The organism is Paenibacillus marchantiae (assembly GCF_028771845.1).
Classification (GTDB): domain Bacteria; phylum Bacillota; class Bacilli; order Paenibacillales; family Paenibacillaceae; genus Paenibacillus; species Paenibacillus marchantiae.
In genome coordinates this window covers 5,687,114-5,708,022 of record NZ_CP118270.1, presented here as the reverse complement: position 1 = coordinate 5,708,022, position 20,909 = coordinate 5,687,114, and the positions used below count along the sequence as shown (strand labels likewise).

At 45.7% G+C, this 20,909-nt stretch carries 23 protein-coding genes; 21 read left to right on the top strand and 2 right to left on the bottom strand.

Features of this window, described 5'->3' with window-relative positions; all coding sequences use genetic code 11:
* Nucleotides 1-44: 44 nt before the first annotated feature.
* The gene (locus tag PTQ21_RS25675; RefSeq protein WP_420800345.1) at nt 45-953 is read right to left on the bottom strand and encodes a polysaccharide deacetylase family protein; all 909 of its coding nucleotides are present in this window, start codon (nt 951-953) and stop codon (nt 45-47) included.
* A 121-nt stretch (nt 954-1,074) separates the two neighbouring features.
* On the opposite strand from PTQ21_RS25675, the gene PTQ21_RS25670 reads away from it, so the two are divergent.
* The 17 genes from PTQ21_RS25670 to PTQ21_RS25590 all read left to right on the top strand — a co-directional run bounded on the left by PTQ21_RS25670 (nt 1,075) and on the right by PTQ21_RS25590 (nt 14,359).
* On the top strand, nt 1,075-1,431 hold the full coding sequence (locus PTQ21_RS25670) for a hypothetical protein (protein ID WP_053780665.1): 357 nt from the start codon (nt 1,075-1,077) through the stop codon (nt 1,429-1,431).
* A gap of 187 nt (nt 1,432-1,618) precedes the next feature.
* Nucleotides 1,619-2,233, top strand: coding sequence for a genetic competence negative regulator (locus tag PTQ21_RS25665; RefSeq protein ID WP_063566746.1), 615 nt, complete (start codon nt 1,619-1,621; stop codon nt 2,231-2,233).
* 43 nt (nt 2,234-2,276) lie between these two features.
* A complete protein-coding gene (prsW, locus tag PTQ21_RS25660; RefSeq protein ID WP_063566747.1) occupies nt 2,277-2,972 on the top strand; it encodes a glutamic-type intramembrane protease PrsW in 696 nt (231 codons plus the stop codon).
* Nucleotides 2,973-3,382: 410 nt separating this feature from the next.
* Nucleotides 3,383-4,729, top strand: a complete 1,347-nt coding sequence (ypeB, locus tag PTQ21_RS25655) for a germination protein YpeB (RefSeq protein WP_063566748.1) — start codon at nt 3,383-3,385, stop codon at nt 4,727-4,729.
* 154 nt (nt 4,730-4,883) lie between these two features.
* Nucleotides 4,884-5,537 (top strand): flagellar brake protein, encoded by a 654-nt coding sequence (locus tag PTQ21_RS25650; protein ID WP_063566749.1) that lies wholly within the window; start codon nt 4,884-4,886, stop codon nt 5,535-5,537.
* Between the two features lie 69 nt (nt 5,538-5,606).
* Nucleotides 5,607-5,822: a hypothetical protein gene (locus PTQ21_RS25645; protein WP_072735236.1), complete on the top strand. Its 216-nt coding sequence runs from the start codon at nt 5,607-5,609 to the stop codon at nt 5,820-5,822.
* A gap of 112 nt (nt 5,823-5,934) precedes the next feature.
* The gene (gene cmk / locus PTQ21_RS25640) at nt 5,935-6,639 is read left to right on the top strand and encodes a (d)CMP kinase (RefSeq protein ID WP_063566751.1); all 705 of its coding nucleotides are present in this window, start codon (nt 5,935-5,937) and stop codon (nt 6,637-6,639) included.
* Nucleotides 6,636-7,223, top strand: coding sequence for a lysophospholipid acyltransferase family protein (locus PTQ21_RS25635; protein WP_063566752.1), 588 nt, complete (start codon nt 6,636-6,638; stop codon nt 7,221-7,223). The genes cmk and PTQ21_RS25635 overlap by 4 nt, the downstream gene beginning before the upstream one ends.
* A 142-nt stretch (nt 7,224-7,365) precedes the next feature.
* Nucleotides 7,366-8,580, top strand: coding sequence for a 30S ribosomal protein S1 (gene rpsA / locus PTQ21_RS25630; protein ID WP_063566753.1), 1,215 nt, complete (start codon nt 7,366-7,368; stop codon nt 8,578-8,580).
* A gap of 184 nt (nt 8,581-8,764) precedes the next feature.
* Nucleotides 8,765-10,087 carry a ribosome biogenesis GTPase Der gene (gene der, locus PTQ21_RS25625; protein ID WP_063566754.1) on the top strand — a complete coding sequence of 441 codons (1,323 nt, stop codon included), beginning with the start codon at nt 8,765-8,767 and terminating at the stop codon, nt 10,085-10,087.
* Nucleotides 10,088-10,098: 11 nt separating this feature from the next.
* Complete coding sequence (gene plsY, locus PTQ21_RS25620) at nt 10,099-10,722, top strand: glycerol-3-phosphate 1-O-acyltransferase PlsY (RefSeq protein ID WP_063566755.1); 624 nt, start codon at nt 10,099-10,101, stop codon at nt 10,720-10,722.
* The gene (locus PTQ21_RS25615) at nt 10,715-11,755 is read left to right on the top strand and encodes an NAD(P)H-dependent glycerol-3-phosphate dehydrogenase (protein ID WP_063566756.1); all 1,041 of its coding nucleotides are present in this window, start codon (nt 10,715-10,717) and stop codon (nt 11,753-11,755) included. The genes plsY and PTQ21_RS25615 overlap by 8 nt, the downstream gene beginning before the upstream one ends.
* 99 nt (nt 11,756-11,854) lie before the next feature.
* Complete coding sequence (locus PTQ21_RS25610) at nt 11,855-12,130, top strand: stage VI sporulation protein F (protein WP_024630680.1); 276 nt, start codon at nt 11,855-11,857, stop codon at nt 12,128-12,130.
* 169 nt (nt 12,131-12,299) lie between these two features.
* The gene (locus PTQ21_RS25605; protein ID WP_274567590.1) at nt 12,300-12,479 is read left to right on the top strand and encodes a DUF2768 family protein; all 180 of its coding nucleotides are present in this window, start codon (nt 12,300-12,302) and stop codon (nt 12,477-12,479) included.
* 83 nt (nt 12,480-12,562) lie between these two features.
* Nucleotides 12,563-13,180, top strand: coding sequence for a hypothetical protein (locus PTQ21_RS25600; RefSeq protein WP_274567589.1), 618 nt, complete (start codon nt 12,563-12,565; stop codon nt 13,178-13,180).
* A gap of 16 nt (nt 13,181-13,196) precedes the next feature.
* On the top strand, nt 13,197-13,550 hold the full coding sequence (locus PTQ21_RS25595) for a 2Fe-2S iron-sulfur cluster-binding protein (protein ID WP_063566759.1): 354 nt from the start codon (nt 13,197-13,199) through the stop codon (nt 13,548-13,550).
* A gap of 35 nt (nt 13,551-13,585) precedes the next feature.
* Nucleotides 13,586-14,359, top strand: a complete 774-nt coding sequence (locus PTQ21_RS25590) for a hypothetical protein (RefSeq protein WP_274567587.1) — start codon at nt 13,586-13,588, stop codon at nt 14,357-14,359.
* A 153-nt stretch (nt 14,360-14,512) separates the two neighbouring features.
* Here the strand turns inward: PTQ21_RS25590 and PTQ21_RS25585 are convergent, their stop codons facing one another.
* Nucleotides 14,513-14,902 carry a tautomerase family protein gene (locus PTQ21_RS25585; protein ID WP_274567585.1) on the bottom strand — a complete coding sequence of 130 codons (390 nt, stop codon included), beginning with the start codon at nt 14,900-14,902 and terminating at the stop codon, nt 14,513-14,515.
* A 455-nt stretch (nt 14,903-15,357) separates the two neighbouring features.
* Here PTQ21_RS25585 and spoIVA point away from each other — a divergent pair, with 455 nt between their 5' ends.
* The 4 genes from spoIVA (at nt 15,358) to PTQ21_RS25565 (ending at nt 20,763) form a co-directional block, all read left to right on the top strand.
* Nucleotides 15,358-16,836 carry a stage IV sporulation protein A gene (gene spoIVA / locus PTQ21_RS25580; RefSeq protein ID WP_024630674.1) on the top strand — a complete coding sequence of 493 codons (1,479 nt, stop codon included), beginning with the start codon at nt 15,358-15,360 and terminating at the stop codon, nt 16,834-16,836.
* 219 nt (nt 16,837-17,055) lie between these two features.
* Nucleotides 17,056-18,153, top strand: coding sequence for a sugar ABC transporter substrate-binding protein (locus PTQ21_RS25575; RefSeq protein ID WP_063566761.1), 1,098 nt, complete (start codon nt 17,056-17,058; stop codon nt 18,151-18,153).
* 109 nt (nt 18,154-18,262) lie between these two features.
* Nucleotides 18,263-19,780: a sugar ABC transporter ATP-binding protein gene (locus tag PTQ21_RS25570; RefSeq protein WP_090951463.1), complete on the top strand. Its 1,518-nt coding sequence runs from the start codon at nt 18,263-18,265 to the stop codon at nt 19,778-19,780.
* Complete coding sequence (locus tag PTQ21_RS25565; RefSeq protein ID WP_063566763.1) at nt 19,777-20,763, top strand: ABC transporter permease; 987 nt, start codon at nt 19,777-19,779, stop codon at nt 20,761-20,763. The genes PTQ21_RS25570 and PTQ21_RS25565 overlap by 4 nt, the downstream gene beginning before the upstream one ends.
* Nucleotides 20,764-20,909: the final 146 nt, after the last annotated feature.

Here is a 20,909-nt window from a genome sequence, read left to right as displayed (position 1 = left end):
TCAATTATTGATATTAAGCCGAATGCCGGGCAAATAATCGAAGCTCAGCGGGCTTCCAGTTCAATGGAGCGAGGATCGACAAAAGTGTAACCTTTCTGTTCAAGTTTGGTTAACAACTCATCCAACGCTTCAACTGTCCATGGCAACTCATGCATCAAAATATTACTGCCTGGATTTAATTGATCCAGCACATTCTGGATGACTTTATCCGGTTTGTTTTTGGTACTCTTATCCCAATCCAATGAGCCATTGGACCATGTCATATATAACATGCCGTTTTTCTTGACTGTGGCCTTTAATGCATCATTTCCAGAACCGAATGGCGGACGGAAGAACTGGGGTTCCACGCCAATCGTTTCTTTCACAATCTTTTGCACATCGGTGACTTGTTTGGCTGCTGCCGTAATGGACATTTTTTTCAGATCCTCATGATCCCACGCATGATTTCCTATTACCTGTCCACGTTCATGGATGATCTCGAGCAACTCGGGATGACTTTTCACTCGGTATCCGTTAACAAAAAATATCGCTTTCGTGTCATGTTTATCCAAGGTGTCGATTAATCTGTTTATCATTTTTTCTTCTTTGGGCCCATCATCAAATGTTAACAATACAACCTTGCTTTCGTTCGTTTTATCGTTGGGTTTGATGTAGTAATTGGCGTTCATATGATACGTTTTTTCAATATTAACTTCGGCTGCTTTTGTACCGAGGGCGTTATCAGTTTCTTCTTTTTCTGTCGAAGATGTTTCGTCATCACTTGGTGATTCTTGATCCGAATTTGAGTCCGTTGAGGACGGAGAATCCGTGGTTTGCTTTTCGCTTGTCCCAGTGGAAGTTGGCTCGTTCTGCTGCTCCTGCCTTGAAGTAACCGATTCATTGCTGGACTTTGTGGATTCAGGTGTTGTTTCGACCTTGGTTCCACAAGCTGACAACAGCATGCATGCGATCATAATTAAGGCGGTGGTGTGTCTAATCATGCTTTCAACTCGCTTTCCTGTATTTATGCGGAATGAGATGAGGCACTCCCGCAAACACTAGTTGTGATTTTAACATTAAAAGGAGGTTGGTGTAATGAAGGCGTCATCCTTTTTCTGGGGTGTTGTAATTGGCGTAGCAGCCAGTTCTTGGCTGTCCAAAGGTAAAATGTCAATGCTGTCTTCCGGTTCATCCCGCAACATGATGAATCAGGCCAAACACAAAATGATGGAGATGACGTTCCCAGGCATGGACGGATTCAGCTCCAAGCCAAACGAACAGAGCGGAGATTCCCACAAAAGCACGCATAAAAAAAGTGCAAAGCCGATCACTCCGCAGGAAAAAGAAGAGAACATGAACATGCTCAAAGATTTTATTCGCACCAATCCGGATGTTAAACATGAAGTTGAGCAAATTTTAACTCAAACAAACACAACAGTACCGGGTTTATAAACACAAACCTCCCATTAGAATCATCCACAGTCCTGTTTTGATGTGGAATGATTCTTTTTTTGTCGATTTTACTTCGTGCATTTGCAGGTATAAAATGATAACATAACTACATAGATTTATTTTCAGCACATATTGTTTTGTGCTTCATAATCTGTTATAAGACTTGCTTATAAAGGGGAGATCCTGTATGAAAATAGAACGATTAAGTCACGATAAGATACGGATTTTCCTGACCTTTGACGATCTGAGCGAGCGCGGAATACAAAAAGATGATATGTGGCAGGAAATACCTAAAGTTCATGAACTGTTCACTGAAATGATGGACCAGGCCTATTCCGAACTTGGATTTGATGCTACAGGTCCACTTGCTGTCGAAGTATTCGCACTTCCCGCTCAAGGGATGGTTGTCATTGTCACCCGGGGGAAATATGATCCGCAACAATATGGTTCAGGTAATGAGGATGATTTGCCTGAAGAAGTATATGAGATGGAAGTTACACTTGAGCAAAGCGATTCCATCGTCTATGCATTCAAAGATTTTGAAGTGCTGATTGAGGCTGCACATATGTTGCATCAGCACGTAACGGATGCTGGAAGACTTTATTCCTATAAAGACAAATGGTTTTTGCATTTTGAACCGGATGACTTGGATTCGACCAAACATGCAGCATTGATTGCATTGCTTGCTGAATTCGGTGAAGGATCTTCCGTTACCCCTGCCGTCATGGAAGAGTACGGAAAGGTTGTTATGCCTGAACAAGCGGTTGAGGTTATTTGCACCCACTTCAAGCGTCAGGAGTAAGCTCTAGTTGTAATCGCGTCTTTAGTCAGAGGAGGGAATTTCGGTGCTTTTGTTTTCGGTTTTAGCGGCAGCAGTAGCTCCGGGTCTCGCCTTGTTAACATACTTTTATCTGAAAGACCGTTATGACTCTGAACCTCTTCACATGGTATTTCGAGTCTTTCTCATGGGGATTCTGATGGTACTGCCTGTGATGATTATTCAGCGTGGCATGATGATCTGGCTTGGAGATAATCCTTATGTTGAATCCATCCTGATTTCAGGTGGGGTTGAAGAGTTCGTCAAATGGTTTGTGATATACCATATTATTTATAACCATACCGAATTTGACGAGCCTTATGATGGGATTCTATACTCCGTTGCTGTTTCACTCGGATTTGCTACAGTTGAGAATGTGTTGTATGCCTTTGCGGGGAATGCTTCCGTCTCAGCTATGTTCATTCGTGCATTGCTTCCTGTATCAGGTCACGCCATGTTTGCAGTAATTATGGGTTATTACATGGGGCGGGCCAAGTTTTCGGATGGCAAGAAAAAACGTTGGTTTCTTATGCTCTCACTGGTTCTACCGTTCTTCTGGCATGCGCTTTATGATGTCATTATGAATACCATGGTGAATCATTGGTTATGGTTCATTGCGCCATTGATGGCGGGATTATGGTACGGTGCGATGGGCAAAATTACAAGGGCCAACAATCGTTCTCCTTTTCGTTTTGTGAAGCGTGAGGAAGAGATTAAATTATAAAAATACGGACACACTGGTGGACATGGAGCGCAACCTGCGCCTGATGCCCCGGTGTGTTTTTTGTTGCAATAAAATAAAAATTCCCGGGGAAGACCAATAGAAACGGGGATAAGCGTGATGAGAATCAAAATTAAAATCAGATGCAAGCAATGTGGAGAACGTTTTACGCTGCGAGGTAAGAAAGAACGAGGAAGAATTGAGACCGGTTTTAAACAGTGTTTGTGTGATAATCGAGATCAGTTCGAAATTGAGGAAGATGGCGGCACAACCTGGGTACAATTGAATTAAATAGAACGTTTGAGACCATGCGTGACAAGCCCGTCATTGGACAGACTGGAAATCGCATGCATAAGAGGTCTTTCTTCGATCCACAATAGAGGTAGTGGCTTAGAAGAAAGGAGACTCTACCGATGTATAAACGTTTAAGTTCAGTTATGTTTCCGATATTTGCAGTTCTGTTAATCGGTGCTCTCGTATGGGGTTACCAAGAGAACCAGGAGAAAAATGCCATTCTGATCAAGGCAGAGAATCAATATCAGCGTGCTTTTCACGATTTATCTTTTCATATGGACAAATTGCACTCGGAGATTGGGAACACGCTGGCAGTCCATGCTACGTCCCAAGGGATGCATCGCAAAGGTCTAATGAACGTATGGCGACTCACTAGTGAAGCCCAGAATGAGATTAATCAATTGCCGCTTACAATGCTGCCTTTCAGTGAAACGGAGGAGTTTCTCTCCCGCATCTCCAACTTTGCTTATCAGGCGTCCATGCGTGATCTGACCAATGAACCATTAAGTGAAAAAGAAATGGGCAACTTGAAAAAACTGTATGCGAATTCATCCGAGATCACTAAAAATCTGCAGGATGTACAGCAGAAAGTCATTTCTGACCGTTTACGCTGGATGGATGCCGAGTCGGCTATGGCAACGGAAGAGCAAACGATGGACAACACCATCGTGGATGGATTCCGGACAGTCAACAAAAAGGTACAGGAGTATCCTGAACTTGACTGGGGTCCTTCAGTCTCCAGCATTTATGCCAAACGTTCGGTGAAGAAGCTGGATGGCTTACCGATGACCAAAGAGCAGATCCAAACTAAAGCTGCAAAGTTTTCCGATGCAGAACACGGTAAGATTCAAATACAGGAAAATGGTAAAGGTACAGATTGGGAATCGTATACAGCCACGATTGATCAGTCCAAAGACAGTAAATTAAGTATGGACTTCACACGTAATGGCGGTCTGCTCATCTCTTACAGTGATACTCGCCCAATCGGGACGAAGAAAGTAACACGTAAAGAAGCTATGTCAAAAGCAGATCATTTCCTTTCCAATAAGGGTTACAAAGATATGAAGGCAGTCAATTATGACGAGTTTGGCAATCTCGGTAACCTGACCTATGTGCGCAAACAAGGCGATACACTGATTTATCCAGAAAAAATGTCTGTTCGAGTTGGCCTTGATAATGGGAATGTTACCGGCTTCCAGGCAAGTGATTTTGTATATGAGCATCAGAAAAAGCGGGAGATTCCAAAAGCCACACTCACGGTAGAACAGGCCCGCAAAAAACTGAATCCGGAATTCAAGGAGAGCTATGCTCGCAAATCACTCATTAAGAATGATTACAGCAAAGAAGTTCTGTGTTACGAATTCGGTGGACGCATCAATGGTGCAAAATATAAAATTTACATCAACGCTGATACAGGTATGGAGGAAGCCGTTGAGGAGATCAAACCGGTGAATGAGACCACATAACACTAAGAAGCCGGCAGCCTGTTGAAGTGTAAATAGATTACGGAGCAGACCACGTGGTGGTCTGTTTTTTGTTGTTCACTATGAGAAAGGTCATGGTATAATAGTCCTTGTACATACGATACGAAGATAAAAAGCTAAGGTGGCGGTGAACAGCTTGTTTCCCAAAATAAATGAAGTTTTATACATCCAGATTGCCTCTGCAGATGAAAAAGAGGAAAGCAAAGAATATAAATCACGCATAGCGGATGTGGATGAAAACAGTTTTCTGATCGAAGTCCCGATGCAACAGGGAAGCAGTCGGTTGAAAAGGTTGTTTTTTGGTGAGGAATTGTCCATTTCTTATATTACGGAAGACGGGGTTCGTCATTATTTCAACACGTATGTGACTGGATTTGAAGAAGATGTAGTTCGGCTTGTACGAATTCGCAAGCCCTTGCCGGACGACATCACCAAAATCCAGCGTCGCAGTTTTCTGCGTGTTCATGCAAATCTTGAAATGGCTATTCAGGGTGAAGATCTTACCCGAGCCGTGGGCTTGACTGAAGATATTGGCGGCGGGGGATTGTCCATTTATGGGGAACCCAGTTTTGCTATTGCGGAAGGGCAAAAGCTGAAATGCTGGTTGCTTATTCCTTATCGGAATGCAGCGATTGAACATGCGAACTTTGAAGCTGAAGTGGTACGGATCAAAACACTGGAAACAGGCAGACAGCTATGCATGTTAAAGTTTGTGCAGATTACAGATTCGGAACGACAAAAGATCATCAAGTTTTGTTTTGAACGGCAATTGGATTATCGAACGAAATAAAGATGGTGATTGTCTGGGATAGAAAGGGACAGTGGTGGGCACTGTAATGGAAAAACGGAGGTTCAGCTTGTGAACAATCGCCATGCATCCCGCAGATACGAGCGCCTATATTATGTTTTATCCAAGCGAATGGAAAGAAGGGCTTTGATGCTGATTACAGCTCTTCTTGTTCTGCTTGTGATCTATCAGTTATTACTTCTTGTGCCTGATATGAAAAAGAATATGACCTCCATTGATCGGCTGGAAGGAACACCAATTCAGATGCAAACGGTACACGAACAATAGCATCACTGATTTGTCTGTTTTTGCATCCATGTGTATAGTGTGGTATAATTTTGACGATGCAGGCAATGCCTGTTTTTTTATTGAGGCTTATCGTTTGAGGAGGAATGCCCCGTTGGCAAGCCAGAACACATCAGAGAACGGGAAGATGAACGTTGCAATTGACGGACCTGCCGGTGCCGGGAAAAGCACGGTGGCCCGATTGGTTGCAGAGGCGCTCGCGTATATATACGTCGATACTGGCGCGATGTACCGTGCGGTAACCTTGCATATGCTTCGAAAAGGTATTTCACCGGAAGATGTGCCAGAGGTGCTTCAGGAAACCCAAAAGCTGGTCATTGATTTACAACCGGATCCCGACGGACAGAAAGTGTTCTGTAATGGGGAAGATGTAACCTCGGAAATCCGCTCCCGTGAAGTGACGGGAATCGTGTCCCGATATGCGCAAATCGAGGGGCTGCGTACGCAATTGGTGGATACACAGCGGCAAATGGCTTTGCGCAAGGGCGTCGTCATGGATGGACGCGATATCGGAACGACAGTATTGCCCGACGCGGAAGTGAAAATCTTCATGACTGCCAGTGTGGAAGAGCGTGCACTTCGCCGCTTCAAAGAACTGGACCCCTCAGAAGGACTGACGTTGCAGCAACTTGAGCGAGACATTGCCACCCGTGACAAATTGGATGAAAGTCGGGAAATATCCCCGCTTCGTTGTGCTGAGGACGCTACAGTGCTCGATACAACCGAGATGAGCATCCATGAAGTGGTTGACAAAATCGTGTCTTATTGCACAATGGTCAGAGGAGAGATCGGTCTATGATTTACACATTTTGCAGCACATTACTGCGGATCATTTACACCATTCTTTTCCGCCTAGAGGCAGTTGGACGGGAGAACATCCCGAAAGAAGGCGGCGTACTTTTATGTTCCAATCATATCAGTAACTTTGATCCTCCAACGGTTGGTATCAAGATTCGTCGTCAGGTGCGCTTCATGGCCAAAAGCGAATTGTTTGATATTCCGGTGTTTGGCCGAATTATCAAAGCCGTAGGCGCTTTCCCTGTTAAACGTGGAGGCGTCAGCAAGGAATCCATCAAGACCTCACTCAACATTTTGCGTGGTGGTGAAGTGCTTGGCATTTTCCCTTCGGGAAGCCGACACAATGATGGAGGCATCGGCAAAAAAGGGGCAGCGAGCTTCGCTCTCCGAAGTGGTGCTACAGTTATTCCTACTGCTATTATCGGTAACTACAAGGTTTTTCGTAAGATGAAAGTAGTTTATGGAGCACCAGTGAATTTGGACGAGTTCAAGGAAGATCCTTCCGGCGATGCGCTGGAAAGAGCGACGGAGAAGATTATGTCCAAAATTAACGAAATGGTGCAAACAGGCGTGCCGAGCAAATAACGGCATCGTCAGACTGCTGAGTGCATGTTTCCATATTTTTGAGGGAAGCTAAGGATGTTCATTCAGCGATGAAAGTGTTTTGAACTCTGCTACAGGCAGGTTTGAATATAATGGGGTTTTTGAATTGAGGAGGGTATTTGACATGTCGGAAGAAATGAAAAATCAAGAAGCAACCCAAGATGAGTTGGATCAATTCGTTTCCTTGAAAAAAGGAGATACCGTAAAAGGAACCATCGTCAAATTGGAAGATAACCAAGCCTATGTGAGCATTGGATATAAATATGACGGTGTAATTCCAATTCGTGAACTGTCTTCCCTACACGTAGACAGCGCGTCTGATGCAGTTGAAGTTGGACAAGAAGTTGAAGCTAAAGTACTTAGCATCGACGACGAGAAAGAAAAACTCGTTTTGTCCAAACGTGCAATCGACAGCGAAAACGCTTGGGATCAATTGCAAAAGCATTTTGAAGACCAAGACGTATTCGAAGTTGTTGTAGGTGACGTTGTTAAAGGCGGTCTGGTAGCAGACGTGGGCGTTCGCGGATTTATCCCTGCTTCCATGGTAGAGCGCCATTTCGTTGAAGATTTCAGCGATTACAAAGGACGCACATTGCGTGTTAAAGTGAAAGAGATCGACCGTGAGAACAACAAAGTGATCCTTTCCCAAAAAGACGTACTGGAGCAAGAATTCGAAGCAAACAAAGCTACTGTTATGGCTGGTTTGCAAGAAGGTCAAGTGATCGAAGGTACGGTACAACGCTTGACTCAATTCGGTGCTTTCGTTGATGTAGGCGGAGTAGACGGATTGGTTCACGTATCTGAGCTCGCTTGGACACACGTTGACAAACCATCGGACGTTCTGTCTGAAGGCGATAAAGTAAACGTAAAAGTGCTGAAAGTTGATCCTGAAAAAGGTAAAATCAGCCTGAGCATGAAAGCTGTTCAACCAGGTCCTTGGGAAACAGCTGGCGACAAATTCAACTCTAGCGATATCGTAACAGGTGTTGTAAAACGTCTGGTTGACTTCGGTGCTTTTGTTGAAATCGCTCCTGGTGTTGAGGGACTTGTGCATATTTCGCAAATCTCCCACAAACATATTGGCACTCCGCACGAAGTATTGAAAGAAGGACAAGAAGTTCAAGTTAAAATCTTGGACATGAATCCTTCTGAGCAACGTGTAAGCCTGAGCATCAAGGAAACTGAAGAAGCTCCTGCTCAAGCGCCAAAATCAGAAAGACCTGCAAGAAACAATGCTCCACGTGAAGAAATCAACAACCCGAACGTTTCCTTGAGCAATCAAGGTCTGAGCATCACGCTCGGCGAGCGCTTCGGTGACAAACTCAGCAAATTCAAATAAGTTATAAATGCATGGTTCTTAGTTATATACTGCATATTTTGCTGAACAATAAAAGCAAGATCGGCGAGCCCCAGCGGGTTCGCCGATTGTTTTTATTGCGAGTATAACGGCATGAAACGTTAGCCAAGACAGGCGTTTTTTGCTATGATGAGTATCGTAAGTATGGACAGGAGGAGTGGAATGTATGGCAAGACCCGTTGTGGCAATTGTCGGGCGACCGAATGTGGGCAAATCCACCATTTTTAATCGGATCATCGGCGACAGATTGGCCATTGTGGAAGACAAGCCGGGCATTACCCGTGACCGTATCTACGGAATCGGCGAATGGAACGGTAAACCATTTAGCATTATCGATACAGGTGGTATCGAAATCGACGGCGAGGACGTCATTTTAAAATCAATCCGGATGCAGGCAGAGCTCGCCATTGAAGAAGCGGATGTTATTGTATTCATGTGTGATGCAAAAGCAGGGATTACGCAATCTGATGAAGAAGTCGCAGAGATGTTGTACCGCTCAGGTAAGCCTATCGTTGTAGCCGTTAACAAAGTGGATAATATCGGGCGCAGTGAGCTCATTTATGAGTTTTATGGATTTGGATTTGGTGATCCAATCGGAGTATCGGGAAGTCATGGTACAGGTGTAGGTGATTTGCTCGATGCCATCGTAGAGAAATTGCCTGAACTTGAGGAAGAGACTTACGATGACGATGTCATTCGTGTAGCTCTGATCGGACGTCCTAACGTGGGTAAATCTTCATTGGTGAATGCCATTTTGGGCGAGGAACGTGTTATTGTCAGTGATGTTGCTGGTACGACGCGGGATGCAATCGATACACCGTTTGAAAAAGACGGTCAGCGCTATGTGCTGATTGATACAGCAGGTATGCGTAAACGTGGTAAAGTCTATGAAACCACGGAGAAATACAGCGTAATGCGTGCGATGCGTGCCATTGAGCGTGCAGATGTTGTTCTGATTGTAATTAATGGCGAAGAAGGCATTATTGAGCAGGACAAGCATATTGCAGGTTATGCATTCGAAGCAGGTAAAGCTTCCATGTTTGTTGTGAACAAATGGGACGTTGTAGAGAAGTCTGATAAAACAATGAATGAGTTTGAGAAAAAAATTCGGGATCATTTCCTGTTTATGACTTACGCTCCGGTTGTATTTTTGTCAGCCAAGACAAAACAACGCTTACAAAAATTGTTGCCTGTTGTGCAACGTGTAGCACAGCAGCATACTATGCGTGTTCAGACGCATCTGCTTAACGATGTAGTATCTGATGCAGTGGCTATTAATCCGCCACCAACAGATAAAGGACGCAGAATGAGAATCAACTATGTGACTCAGGTTGCAGTTAAACCTCCGACCATGGTTATTTTTGTGAACGATCCTGAATTGATGCACTTTTCTTACGAACGTTACCTGGAGAATAAAATTCGTGCAGCGTTTGATTTTGAAGGGACGCCAATTCGCATATTTACTCGGAGGAAGTCCGACGAAGGTTAGGGGAGAAGTTTGTGATTTTACAAATCGCAGCGATTGTACTGAGCTATCTGCTCGGTTCAATCAGCTTTAGTGTCCTCCTTGCAAAAGCACTACGGGGGATCGATATCCGTCAACACGGAAGCGGAAATGCAGGGGCTACCAATACTTTGCGGATATTGGGTAAAGGACCGGCAATTCTGGTACTGCTGTTGGATGTACTCAAAGGTATTGCGGCCGTTTGGATTGGGGTTTGGTTCAGCAATGGTTCCGATTGGATTCCTGCACTCAGTGGTATAGCTGCCATTGCAGGACATAACTGGCCGCTGTACTTCCGTTTTCGCGGAGGAAAAGGAATTGCGACAGCGATCGGTGTGCTCGTAACTCTTGCACTTATTCCTGCGCTATGCGCCGGTGTATTTGCCATCCTGTCCATCGTATTGACACGATATGTTTCATTGGGTTCCCTTATTTTTGTAGCTTTGACACCGCTCTTCATCCTTGTGTTACCCGGATATTCGATGAGTATCTTCTGGGGAAGTCTGATTATTTGTCTGTTTGCGTTCTGGAGACATCGTACCAATATTGCGAAGCTCGCCAAAGGACAGGAAAATAAATTGGGATCGAAAAGCCCTGGAGGGGGAAAACGCGTTGTCTAAAAAAGTTGCTGTTCTGGTTGCGGGCAGTTGGGGTACTGCACTTGCCAGTGTATTAGCTGCCAATCAACTGGATGTGATCATGTGGACACGTGGTGAAGACCAGGCCACAGAAATCAATAATAAACATACAAACCAACGCTTCCTTCCCGATGCAGAGCTGTCACCTCGTATTCAGGCAACCACGGATATGGCGACGGCAGTAGAAGGGGCTTCTGCTGTGTTAATTGTTGCTCCTTCATCGGCGATGCGTTCGGTTGCTCATCAGCTTAAGGCCTATTACAAACCGGAAATGTTAATCATTCATGCAACCAAGGGATTTGAGACAGAAAGTCTAAAACGCATGTCCACAGTCATTTCGGAAGAACTTGAATGTGAAGAAGGACATATCGTTGTACTTTCTGGTCCAAGCCATGCGGAAGAAGTGGTTAAGCGTTGCCCAACGACGGTTGTTGTGGCATCACTGGATAAAGCTTCTGCCGAGGCCGCCCAAGGTTTATTTATGAATGCTTATTTCCGTGTGTACACGAATCGAGATATGATCGGTGTAGAATTGGCGGGAGCGTTTAAAAATATTATCGCGCTGGGAGCAGGTATGTCAGACGGCCTTAACTTTGGTGATAATGCCAAAGCAGCGTTGCTAACACGCGGGCTGGCCGAGATCACACGCATCGGTGTGGAGATGGGGGCGAATCCGCTTACGTTCTCCGGACTTGCAGGGATCGGTGATTTGGTCGTGACCGCGACTAGTCAGCACAGTCGTAACTGGAGAGCAGGTTCCTTGCTGGGCAAAGGACAGAAGCTGGACGATGTATTGAATTCCATGGGCATGGTTGTGGAAGGAATTCGGACCACACAGGCCGCCCACTTCATTTCTCAGAAATATGGTGTGCAAATGCCGATTGCAGATCAGCTTTATCACGTTCTTTTTCAGGAGAGACAGCCGCGGGATGCGGTTGAAGCTTTAATGGGACGCGATCCCAAGACCGAAATGGAAGTCATGACGCTTGAAACCTGGGAGCAGTGGCATTCCTGATGGTAGCGTAGGCAGCTTTCCAGAAATGAGAAGCTTATTCACCTTTTTTGCGGTGCACTCATATTATACACATGAGTATTGCCGGAGGAGGGGAGACGAATGGCTAACAACATTTCCAAGGAAGCGCTGAAAGCGATCAACAAAAAAACAGGGAAATCGATTACGGAAGGTGCCGTCAAGAAATTGGCGAGTACAGTAAAACCGTCCACCATGCAGAATGAAGCTCAGTTGCGCCAACTGATCAAGCAAGTATCCGCCATGGCAAAAGTGCCGGTATCTGAGGATACAGTTCAGGATATCGTGAGTGCCGTCAAAAAAAGCGGATTAAACCCAAACAGTATGGAATCATTAATGAAAATGATGATGAAAAAATAATAGATCGCGCCTGCATGCAGGCGATCGAGCAAGACAAAAAGACAAGTCGGCATTTGCCGGCTTGCTTTTTGTCTTTTTTTTGGAAAGCTGAGCAATGTTTCGTGTTATAATAGTTGCATTGTCACAGTGTCAGTGATGAATTACGGACTGAAGGGGAGAACTCTGGATTATGAACGCGATGGACAAGATGTGGCTTTCATTGGTCGCAATCCTCATTATGGGACTAGCTGTATTCCTAATTACGTTTGCTCGCTCCAAAACGAAAGGCGTTGTACGGGGCATTCTTTCTTTAATCGCTTTTCTCATTATGCTGATTGGCCTTTTCGGCGGAATAGCTTCTCTGACCTGATCTTTCTCGCCTGAAAGATAACATCCGCATAAACACATCATAAGAACTGACACAACGAAAACGGATGAAGGGAAGGTGAGCCGATGAGGTCGCATGAAACGGAGGATCGGACAGAGCGCTATCCGGAATTACACGCGGCTTTGCTGGAAACGGCGAAAGCTTGGGATGCAGAGCCTTATACGTGGCTGCTTGGGGGAAGCTGTGGGTTGTTGCTCCAGCAGGTGGAATTACAGCTGGCTCCCAGAGATATTGACATTTACGCTGATATCACCGCCGCGAAGTTGCTGCATAAATCTGCGCCTGGAATGGTACTGGACGAGCCTGTCGTAGATAAGACGGGACCTTATGCCTCGCTACTCAGTCATTATCAGGTAGGGACTTGTGCCTTGGAACTGGTTGGGGGTTTCGAAGTGTGGTCACGTAAGAGTTGGTACCGCATTGAAATTGAGCATGTATTGGCCGAGTATGCACCTGAAGCCAAAGTAGGCTCTTACACATTGCGTCTAATGCCGCTTGCTCATGAGCTGTTGTTCAATCTAATGAGAGGCCGTGCCGATCGTTACGAACCCATTGCAAGGCAGATTCGGCAGATGCCTGAATCACATCAACCTCTAATGACTTTATTGGGGAAGCAAAATATATGGACAAGCCGATTCAGAGCAGAAGTGGAAGAGCTCGTTGGCTTCGAATGGCCTCAGTAAGTTAGGAGGAAGAATGATGGATTACAATATTACATTTTTACCGCAAAATAAAACGATTCGGCTAAAGCCAGGGGTAACGCTGTTAAATGCTGCACGCCGTGCAGGGGTTAAAATAGCAACGCGATGTGATGGAAAGGCAGCCTGCCTGATGTGTAAGGTGAAAGTAGATTCGGAACATCTAGCAGCGCTGCATCCACCAACAGATGCGGAGAAGCGTAAACTAGGTTCACTGCTGGATGCAGGCACTCGACTGTCATGTCAGGCGAAGGTGCGGGGATCGGTGACGGTTCATGTTCCGGAGGACCCTCTGAAGGCAGCGATTCGTAAACAGTTGGAGCGTCAGCAGCAGGAAGAGGACGATTGGTTCTAAGAATACCTGAGTGGAACGATTCAAGGAGGATACGGATGAACGTGAATATGACGAAGAACGTGAAACCAAGAAGGCAGAGGCGTCATTTGCAGAAGATGTCCTGTCTACTCTTATTCCTATTATTTGCTTTTACAGCAACGGGGTGTATGTATCAATCCCAGAGTAATCCCGATCCCAAAATAGCTTATAGGGAAAGCGTAAGCCGTATTCAAACTGCGGTAGAAGCATTCCAACAGGATCAGGGGATTTTGCCCATGGTCAACGCAGATATGGAAACACCGAAATATGAAAAATTCAGAGTTGATCTGTCCAAGCTGAAACAGCAGGGGTATCTGGATGAAATACCCGGCACGGCGTTTGAAATTGGTGGGAGCGCTTACTTTCTCATTCAGGATGAAGAAGTGAACCCGACAGTCAAAGTCATGGATCTTCAAACGGTACAGAAAGTAAATGATGTTCAACGAATGGTCAATCAGTACAAGTCCGTACATAACAATCAACTACCAAGTGGGGAAGAACTGTATCCGGGGCTATACGCTGTAGATATGGAACAAGCCGCACAGGCTGGTGCCCCAGCGGTTACACTGAATAGTGTATATTCGGGTCAGGAACTGCCTTTCATGATGGATGACGAGGGCAATGTCTATGTAGATTATGCTTTTGACATTATGCAGGCTGTAGAGAAGTCAGATAATGCTCCAACAAAAGTGGAAGATTTGCGTGAATTCTTGCTGGAGCATTCTTACTTTGTCCCTGTAAAATCAGTCGCCTATACCTGGCAGAATAACACCCCGATTGCAACAAAGTAATAATGAGCGTTAATTCGATTCGAATGCACGCAATCCATTGATTGTCCTTAAGGTAAAAAAAAAGAGATATTCCGCATCACGGGATATCTCTTTCTTATAAGTTGGTTTATAGTCACATCATATGGTCCATAAGCTATATTCAGATTACTTTGTTCAGACCTCCACTTTATAACTCAAGTCAAGTTCATCACCGGGTAATCCCCGAATACCCCAATGACTGCGCGGTGTTTCATATATAGTAATCTCCACATCATTGGGCGACAATTTCAACTGTTCGTTCATCCGTGTGAATAATTGCTGAATGAGTTCTTTCTTGACTTGATCTGTTCGGCCTTCGAACATGCTGATTTCAATAATGGTATACCCTGCTGAACGATCAGAGGGAAAAAGAAAATCATCCGTGTTCATGGGAAAGTAACGTTGAAACTTCTTGTTCTCCGGTAATCCCACAACATCCACCATAACGGAGTGTATAACTTGTGAAAGCTGCTCTTTCAATGGGTTCAAGTGCTCACCTAGTCCATATACTTTGATCTGTGCCACGCTCATCTCACCTTTCTCAGCTCGTTATCTCTGCTCTTCTCTGCTAAAAAATGCCTTACCCTCACAGTATACCTTCTGCACGGCTTGAACGGTACCACGAGAACCAAATGAACGAACCGGCATAAAAGCTTCGGCACGCTCATAAAGTAGATTGTAATAAAGACGCGCAGTCCGAGAGCGGGGCGATTCTCTTAAGGCAACTACCTTGAGAAAAAAACAAAAAATACGCGTCATAATGCTGCATACGGATACATAAGATGATACTAGTCCAATTGCATGTACGAGTTAACGCCGCTCTCGCCGATTTCATCAGAATGCAACGTTCGGCGGCGGACGACTTCCGGGCACTCACAAAGGCGGCTCTACCGTTGCAGGGATTTCAGTCTTCTGATTGAAAAAACGAAGCGGATGCTCTTTAGCATTTTTCCTTCGGAGTAATTTAGGGAGGGATTTCATTGGAGAAAGTGGACATTTTTAAGGACATTGCCGAGCGGACCGGAGGGGATATTTATCTCGGGGTTGTCGGCGCAGTCCGGACGGGGAAATCAACATTTATCAAACGTTTCATGGAAACAATCGTCTTGCCGAACATTACAAATGAGGCAGACCGTGCGCGGGCAGTGGATGAACTGCCACAGAGCGCAGCTGGCAAAACAATCATGACTACGGAGCCAAAATTCGTACCGAATAATGCGGTTCAAATCAAGGTCGCCGAGGGACTTGATGTCAATGTGCGCCTTGTGGATTGCGTAGGCTACGCAGTGGAAGGAGCCAAGGGATACGAGGATGAGAATGGACCACGCATGATCTCCACGCCTTGGTTTGAAGAACCAATTCCTTTCCAGGAAGCCGCCGAAATTGGCACACGCAAAGTCATTCAGGAGCATTCCACACTGGGTGTGGTGGTTACAACAGACGGCACGATCGCTGAGATTGCCCGGAGTTCCTATGTGGAATCAGAGGAACGCGTTATAGCCGAACTGAAGGAAGTAGGCAAACCGTTTGTACTGGTGATCAACTCGACTCGCCCTCGCAGTGAAGAAGCGCTGCAGTTGCGCAGTGAGCTTGCTGCCAAGTATGACATTCCGGTTATGACACTCAGTGCAGCTACAATGACAGAAGATGATGTCACAGGTGTGCTTCGCGAAGTGCTGTATGAGTTCCCTGTACATGAAGTAAATGTGAATTTGCCGAGCTGGGTGATGGTGCTGAATGAAAACCACTGGCTGCGCAGCAACTATGAAAATTCCGTTCGCGACACGGTTAAGGATATTCGCAGGCTGCGTGATGTGGATCGAGTTGTTGCTCAGTTCATGGAATACGAATTCATCGACCGAGCCGGTCTGAGCGGCATGAACATGGGGCAGGGTGTAGCAGAAATCGATCTGTATGCACCGGATGAATTATATGATCAGATCCTCGTGGAAGTTGTTGGTATTGAAATTCGAGGCAAAGATCATCTGCTGCAATTGATGCAGGAATTCTCCCATGCGAAGAGGGAGTACGATCGCTTCGCTGAGGCGCTGGAGATGGTCAAAACGACTGGCTACGGCATCGCGGCTCCATCCCTCGCCGAAATGGCATTGGATGAACCTGAACTCATCCGGCAGGGTACCAAATTCGGCGTCCGCCTGAAAGCAACCGCACCATCCATTCACATGATCCGGGTCGATGTGGAATCGGAGTTTGCACCGATTATCGGAACGGAAAAACAGAGTGAGGAACTGGTGAGGTACTTGATGCAGGACTTCGAGAACGATCCGATCAAGGTATGGGATTCAGATATGTTCGGTCGTTCACTGCATTCCATCGTGAGAGAAGGCATTCAGGGTAAAATTGCGATGATGCCAGACAACGCACGATACAAATTGCAAGAGACGCTGGGACGTATTATTAACGAAGGTTCCGGTGGATTAATCGCTATAATTCTGTAAGTCCAAAAGGCCGTAGGGGTACCCCTCGCGGTCTTTTTCTTGTTTTATTTTCATGATTCTGGATGAACTGGATAAGATACTTTAGTTTCGAATAAAAACTTAGCGAGTTTTAGCTTTAAATTACTAAAACCCATTTACATACTAGGGATTAGCCGTTATATTAATATTCAACTATTGTGATCGAGATCACAGAGAGAGTGTGAACAGGGGGAGAAAGAGATGAGAAGTAAAAATACAAAATGGGTATGGTTGAGTGTGTTGCTTGTATTTACATTGGCGCTGTCCGCTTGCGGAATTAAAAAAGAGCCTGCTTCAACTACAGCTTCCGGCGCAGCAGAGGACAAGCCTCAAACCGAAGCAGTAACAGGCCCACTCAGTGGAAAACGAATTGCACTGATCATGGAATTTAACACAGGTACGTTCTCACAGCAATATGTGCAAGGGGTTAAAGAAGAGATCGAAAAATTCGGTGGACAATTGACTACGTTTGTCGCCGATAATGATAAAGCCAAAATGGTATCGTTGCTCGATAGCGCAATTAACCAGAAATTCGATGCCATTCTAACGGATCATGGGGATTCCTTGCTGACGCCGGGCGTGAAAAAGGCAGTAAAACAAAACATTCCGGTTGTTGTGTTCGATGCAGACATTAGTGTTCCGGGAGCAACAGTGTTGTCCCAGGATGATCAAAAGATGGCTGAACTTACGCTGGAGCAAATGAAAAAAGATATCAACGGACAAGGCAATATCGTAAAAGTATGGGTTGCCGGCTTTGCACCAATGGAACGTCGTCAGGTTGCTTATGGCAAGTTCCTGAAAGAGAACCCGGATATTAAGGAGATTGCAACGTTTGGTTCAGCTCAGAACCCGGCGCTGGATACACAAGCCAAAATGGAAGCGATCCTGAAACAATATCCAAAAGGTGAAATCACAGCGGTATGGACTGCATGGGATGAGTTCGCCAAAGGTGCAGCGCGTGCCATTCAGCAAGCAGGACGTGACGAGATCAAGGTATATGGTATTGATATGAGTGATGAAGATTTACAGATGATCCAAGATCCGAAAAACCCTTGGGTAGCTTCCGCAGCGGTTGATCCAACAGACATTGGACGTGTACAAGTCCGTTATGCATACCAGAAGCTGAACGGGGATGATACAGAGGATCAAGTGGTTCTCAACCCGGTTTATGTACAGCGCGATGCGCTGCCTGACAAACAAATCTCCACTTCAGAGCTGTCCGAGTATGTTGAGGGTTGGGGAGGTAGTACACAGGGAATCAAGGAATGGATGTCGGAATACGGAGTTACTGCTAAATAAAACAGCGTAACGGAGGCGCGCCGCAAGGCGCGCTTTTTCCAACCATGATGGAATATAACTACATGAGAATAGTGACACTCCCGGAGGGGAGCGATTGGAGGTTGGCGTCATGAGTACTGCACCGATTCTGCTTCAAATGGAACATATCCACAAGCAGTTTGCAGGCATTCCTGCACTGAAAGACGTGGAGTTCTCCGTGAAAGGCGGAGAAATTCATGCGCTGCTAGGTGCGAATGGTGCCGGCAAGAGCACATTGATGAAAATTCTATCTGGTGCCTATCAACTGGATCAGGGTACTATCCAATTAAGTGGGCAAACGCTTCATCTGAATTCACCAGGCGATGCCAAAGCGAGTGGTATTCACTGTGTGTATCAAGAGGTGGATGCTGCGCTGGTTCCCCAATTGACAGCTGCCGAGAACATTATGCTGGATCAATTAGCGTCGCCGAGTGGAGGTTGGTGGAAAAGCCCGCGGAAACTGCAACAGCGTGCGGCTGAAGCTTTGCAGCAATTAGGAGCGGCTATATCCGTTCACAAAAAAGTAGCCGACCTGACGCTCGCGGAGAAGCAGATGATTCTGCTCGCACGTATCCTGATTCAGGATGCCAAGGTCATTATTTTTGATGAACCAACTGCACCGCTGAGCCAGGAAGAAACGGATGCTTTTTTCCGAATTGTACATTTGTTGAAAGAACGCGGAGTGGCGTGTATTTTTATTACTCACCGTCTTCCTGAAGTTACAAGTCACTGTGACCGCGTCACCGTGATGAGAGATGGACAACATGTGTTCACGGGTGAGGCAAAAGAGCTTACGATCAATGATCTGGTGACACAGATGCTCGGAAAACCGTTTGAGGAAGAGTTTCCCAAGACAGAAGCACCGGTAGGAGAAGTGTTGCTGGAAGCAAGAGGACTTCGGCGTGGAGTCCGAGTCAAGGGTGTGGACCTATCTGTTCGTCGAGGCGAAGTGCTTGCTGTAGTAGGGCTTGTAGGTGCGGGGAAAACGGAATGTTCCCGCTTGTTGATTGGTGCAGATCGGTTGGAGAGTGGAGAGATTCGGCTTAACAATCGTGAACTTCGTCTTTCCCAACCTGCTGATGCTGCTGCTCTGGGAATTGTCTCCGTGCCTGAGGAACGGCGGAAACAGGGGATTTTGATTGAGGAAAACGTGGAGCGGAATTTGAGCCTGCCTTTGCTTGGACGTCTTAGTAGATTAGGTTTTGTAAGTCGAAAGCGAGAGCGTGAGAATGCGGAATCTTTAGTGCAGCAACTCGGTATCAAAACATCGTCAGTGCGACAGGAAGTGAAGTATTTAAGCGGTGGCAATCAACAAAAGGTGGCCATTGGCAAATGGCTGAATGCCGACGCAGACGTCTTTATCTTTGATGAGCCGACAAAAGGTGTGGATATCGGCGCCAAAAGTGACATTTTTCGCATCATTAACGAACTGGCTCTGGCGGGTAAAGCTGTTATCTATTTCACGTGTGAACTGGATGAAGGATTGGGCATTGGTGATCGGATTGCAGTCATGTGTGAAGGGACGATTGTAAAGGAATTCAAACGGGGCGAGACCAATCAAGAACAGCTGCTATACTATGCAAGCGGTGGACAAGAGGTGGAAGAATGAAGGATAAATCATTAGATTTCGCGTTCCGTTATGGCGCAATTATCGTTATTATTGGTGTTATAGCATTTTTCGGTATTAAATTGCCTTATTTCTTCACGTACAGTAACTTGACCGATATTTTGGGTTCAATCTCTATCGTGACATTTGTGGCGATTGGTGTTACCTTATCTCTCATTGTTGATGGATTTGATCTTTCGGTGGGGGCGACCGTCTCGCTGACTACTGTCGTTACCGCTTCATTAATGATTTGGTATCAGCAGCCGCTGGCAGTTGTCATTATCGTCCCACTGATTATTGGGGCTGTGATTGGTTGGCTTAATTCCTTGCTAATTGTGAAACTGCGTATCCCGGATCTACTCGCTACACTTGCCACGATGTACATTATCGGTGGAATTCACAAAACGTATGCTCAAGGGTACACGATCTATAACCATATGCAGTTTCCTGACGGAAGCAAGGCTGCCGGAGAGATGGACCCCACATTTCTGCAGCTTGGGCAGGGAAAATGGCTGGGAATGCCGATTTCGGTCATTCTATTGCTCATTGCGGTTATCGGTGTGCATATCTTTTTGACGTATACGAAGTATGGGCGCCAGATGTACGTTACGGGGGGCAATGAAGAAGCGGCACGCCTATCCGGTATCAAGGTGAAAAAGGTGCGTACACTCGCTTATGTAGCTGCTGGAGTGTTTGCTGCAATCGGCGGTATCATCTATGCATCCAAAGTAGGTTCAGGGCAAATTGATGCGGGTTCTCCGTTGTTAATGGAATCCGTAGCCGCGGTATTTGTCGGATTCTCCGTATTTGGTGCAGGTAAACCAAACGTGATCGGAACATTCATTGGTTCGGTTCTGATTGGTGTACTGGTGAACGGTTTGACTATGATGAATGTTCAATATTTCACGCATGATATTGTAAAAGGTGGGGTGCTCGTGCTTGCCCTGGCGGTTACATTTTACGTGTTAAACCGCAACCGCACTTGAAATTGTGTGCTGTCTGTATTAGTATAAAATTTGTTCGGCGTCTGAAACAACCTTTGTTTCAGGCGACATTCTGCCGGAAATGACTGTTGACCGCAGGCCGAGATTTCTGTTCATCACGCTCAAGATGTACGTAGATTTTTTGTGTA